Annotated in this window: 1 protein-coding gene; it reads left to right on the top strand. The window is 55.8% G+C overall.

From position 1 onward, the window contains the following. On the top strand, nt 1–4,256 hold a 4,256-nt coding region (locus K7H09_RS23695; protein ID WP_230806280.1), incomplete at its 5' end, for a non-ribosomal peptide synthetase. Nucleotides 4,257–4,352: the final 96 nt, after the last annotated feature.

Raw genomic sequence — 4,352 nt, 5'->3', positions numbered from 1 at the left:
GGTCAGAGATACTTGGCGTCGAACAGGTGGGTCGCCATGACAACTTCTTTGAGTTGGGCGGGGATTCGATCCTCAGCCTGCAGATCGTCTCTCGGTCGCAACGGACTGGTTGGACGGTTACTCCTCGGCAGGTCTTTGAGCATCAGAGCATAGCCCAGTTGGCGCTGAATGCGACCGGTGCACAGGAGGAAGCGCCAAGACGTGAGATTAAGCTCAATGAATTGGCAGATTATCTAAGCGGTGATCAGATCGAAGCCCTAGGCTTAGACCAAGGCAATATCGAAGATGTTTATCCCCTGTCGCCCACACAAGAGGGGATGTTCTTCCACTCTCTTGAAGCGGACGAGCCAGGGCTCTACGTCAATCAATTGAATGTAGACGTCAGTGGCCTGGATGCCGATAGGCTAGTGAGGGCTTGGCAAAATATGGTCGAGCGACATGCCATTCTAAGAACGGGGTTCTTGTGGCAGGCGGGTATGGCGCGTCCACTACAGCTCGTCTTTACACAAGTGGAGCCTGAGATAGTGCAGCTGGACTGGCGCGGTAAGAAAGATGCGCTTGAAGAGTCCCTCGCCACCTATGCTGAGCAAGTAATTAAGCACCAGATTGACTGGCTGACACCACCATTAGCCTGGTTACATTTGATTCGACTCGATGATGACCGCTATCAACTGATATGGACTCGGCACCATATCTTGTCCGATGGTTGGGCCGAAGCACGTCTAATTAATGAGTGGCTGGCGAGCTACTCGGAAGAGCCCTTGGCGGCCGTTGGGCGGCCCTACGGGGACTACATTCGCTGGTTGCAGCGCCAGGATGCCGCTTTGACCCAAGCCTTCTGGACATCGGAACTGGCGGGGCTAGAGGGGCCGACACTGTTGGCAGAGTCGGCCCGTCAGGAGAATGAGGCCCAGGGCTTCGCCAAACGATATACCCGTCTAGGACGGCAAGATACCGCGCTACTAAAAGCTGCTGCTCAGCGGCAACGAGTGACCCTAAATACCTTGGTACAGGCAGCCTGGGGTGTGCTATTGCAGCGCTACTGTCATCAGGAACGGGTGGTGTTTGGCGCGACGGTATCCGGTCGCCCACCGAGCCTGCAAGGCGCTGAGGAGATGGTCGGTCTGTTCATCAACACCATCCCTGTGGCGTTGACGGCGCGGCCTGAGCAGAGTGTTGGTGCTTACTTGCAGAGCGTGCAGGCGACCAATCTGGGCATTCGCGAGTATGAGCATGCCGCGTTAGCAGATATCCAACGCTGGTCTGGATCATCGGGCCGCGCTCTGTTCGACAGCATCATTGTATTTGAGAACTTCCCCGTCGATAGAACAATGCGTGATCAGCAGCGGCATGGTCTGCGCTTTGGTGAGGTTGCCGGGGAGGGCATAACTGGCTACGCGATGGATCTGCAGGTGGTGATCGACGATGAGCTGGAGATCGAGTACTGCTACAGCCGAAGGGACTTCCCGGAGCTGTTCGTTGATGAACTGAAATGTGCTATGGAGCTGCTCATTCGTCAGATGGCAGAGTCGCCTGAGCGGCCTGTGGGTGAGCTGGGATGGATTGAGTCGACTCGATGGGATGCGCTGAATAAGTTGGGTCAGAGTGGCCGTAGTGGCTTCTCACGCATGCCTGTGCATCGTCGCATCGCTGCGCATGCTGTTACACGGGCAACTACCATGGCGCTTCGTATGGGTGACCAGTCGATCAGTCATACGCAACTCAACGCTCAGGCTAACCGCTTGGCTCATTATCTGTGCGAGCAAGGTGTGGGGCCCGATGTGCGGGTCGGCGTGGCGCTGGAGCGTTCACCCCAAGTCATTGTCACTCTACTGGCTGTACTCAAAGCGGGCGGCGCTTATGTGCCACTCGATCCGACCTATCCGCCCGAACGTCTGAGTTTTATGATCAAAGATAGTGGCATGGCCCTACTACTAACGCAGCACGTGGTACTGCCGCGCTTGGCAAAGGTGGAGGGTATACCTTATGTGGATTGCGAGGCGCTCGATCTAAGCTGTTATGACGATGCTGATCCCGATGTGGCCGTGCACGAAGAGTCCCTGGCTTACGTGATTTATACCTCGGGTTCTACAGGTACACCTAAAGGCGTTACGGTGGCTCATGGCCCGCTGGCGATGCATTGCCAAGCGATCAGCGAGCTCTATGATATGGAACCAGACTCCTGCGAGTTACACTTCATGTCATTCTCCTTCGATGGTGCCCATGAGCGCTGGCTGACAGCCCTGTGCTCGGGGATGAGCCTAGCCATTCGGGAAGAAGAGCTATGGACAGCGGAACAAGCCTATACGGCCTTGCAACACTATCGTGCAGCGAACGTTGCTTTCCCGCCGGCCTACTTGAATCAAGTCGCTGACTGGGCAGAAGGGCGAGATGATACGCCACCGGTGGAGTTATACGTTTTCGGTGGTGAAGCGATGCCCAAGACAGCCTATGACAAGGCGCGCCGCACGTTGCGGCCGCGCTGGTTCATTAATGGCTATGGGCCCACCGAAACAGTGGTGACGCCACTGCTGTGGAAGACACCCGCCGAAGAGACCTTTGACTGTGCCTATGCACCGATTGGTCGCCCTGTGGGCGAGCGGTCGCTCTACGTGTTGGATGACAACCTACAGCCGGTACCCAAGGGCGTTGTGGGCGAGTTGTATATCGGTGGCTATGGTTTGGCGCGAGGCTATCTTGGGCGTACCGGCTTGACCGCCGAGCGCTTTGTGGCCGATCCCTTCGATACTTTAGGGGGGCGTCTCTACCGCACCGGGGATCTGGTGCGCTGGAGAGAAGATGGCAATATGGAGTATATGGGCCGGGCGGATCACCAAGTGAAGGTACGTGGCTTCCGTATTGAGCTGGGTGAGATAGAGGCACGTGCCCGTGAAATACCTGGCGTGAGTGATGTCGCCATCGTTACCCATGAAACCTCGAATGGCCATCAATTGGTTGCTTATTTGGTAGCTGATGAGGAGGCAGATAACGATCGATTAGTGCGCCTTGCACGCCGACACTTCGAAGCGCATCTGCCCGACTACATGGTGCCAGCACATATGATGGTGCTGACAGCCCTGCCACGTATGGTCAATGGTAAGTTGGATCAGTCGGCGTTACCCGAGCCACGGCTGGATGAAAATCGGGAGCACGTGGCCCCTTCTACACCGGAAGCCCGCCAGCTAGCTGAGATATGGCAGGAAGTATTGGGTATCGAGCGGATCGGAGAAACTGATAACTTCTTCGAGCTGGGTGGGGACTCCCTGCTGAGCCTGAAGGTGTTGAGCCGAGTGCGCGCCCTAAAGGAGACTACGCTTGATTTCAAACTACGTGACCTGATGCAGAAGCCGACCATTTCAGGCTTGTTGGGGCTGGGAGAATCATCGGATGCCTTGCTGGATGGTGTGGTTATGCTCAATGGTGAGAGTCAGGGGCAGTCACCGCTGTTTTGCGTGCATGCTGGTATGGGCACCCTTTACGACTATCAGCCGCTGGCACGGCGTTTACAGGGAGTATGCACGGTATATGGGCTGCCGTGTCGGATGCTAACAGATCCTCAGCATTGTGATACGTCGTTGGAAGCGATGGCTCATGACTATGCAACCACTATCCGTAGCTTGCAGCCTCACGGGCCTTACCGGATATTGGGCTGGTCTCTAGGTGGTACCTTGGCAGCAATGGTTGCGGCACGGCTTGAAAAGCAAGGCCAGGAGGTGAGCCTGTTGGCGCTGGTGGATCCTTATATCCCCGGTAGCGGCCAGAAGAGCGTTGATAACTGGCAGGAGGATTTTGCTGCTTATGCGTCGGTAATCTTGCCAGGTATCCCGTCCGAGATGGTAGCCAATATTAACAACGCAACACCTCATGAAGAGCCGGGTGAAGCGGAACTGGCCATTATGCTAGAATGCCTGCTGGCGTCGGATGAGTCCTACGGACGGGAAGGTTATGCCGCTCTGGGCGGTGAGGAACTAGCTCGAATCTTCTGTGTAGCGCGGCATCTGAAAAGGCTCTCTCTGCAGACCGGTGCCTTGCCAGTGTTGGGCTGTGAAGCGGATTGTTGGTGGTCAGAAGGGCGTCCTCAAGAGGAGCGGCAAGCGCTAACTCATCAAGTGGGGCAAGCGCCACGTCGGGCTATTGAAACTTCTGAGGATCACTTCTCGATTGTTGCCAGTGATTCACTGGTGCTACAGCTGGTGGAAAAAGTGCGAGAGGAGACGCATCCATCGAAGTTTGTAGAGGAGAATTCACCGGCCTAAGAGCCGGTTTTTGAAAAGCATACTTAAACTCTTCTCGACTGCCTAGAGTGAAGTCAGTCGGGAAGTTAAGGAGCCTCTGATTAACGTGATGAGCGC

Source organism: Halomonas sp. IOP_14, from assembly GCF_021021315.1.
Lineage (GTDB): Bacteria > Pseudomonadota > Gammaproteobacteria > Pseudomonadales > Halomonadaceae > Vreelandella > Vreelandella titanicae.
Note: the sequence above shows the minus strand (reverse complement) of the source record. Positions and strands in the feature narration are given on the sequence as shown.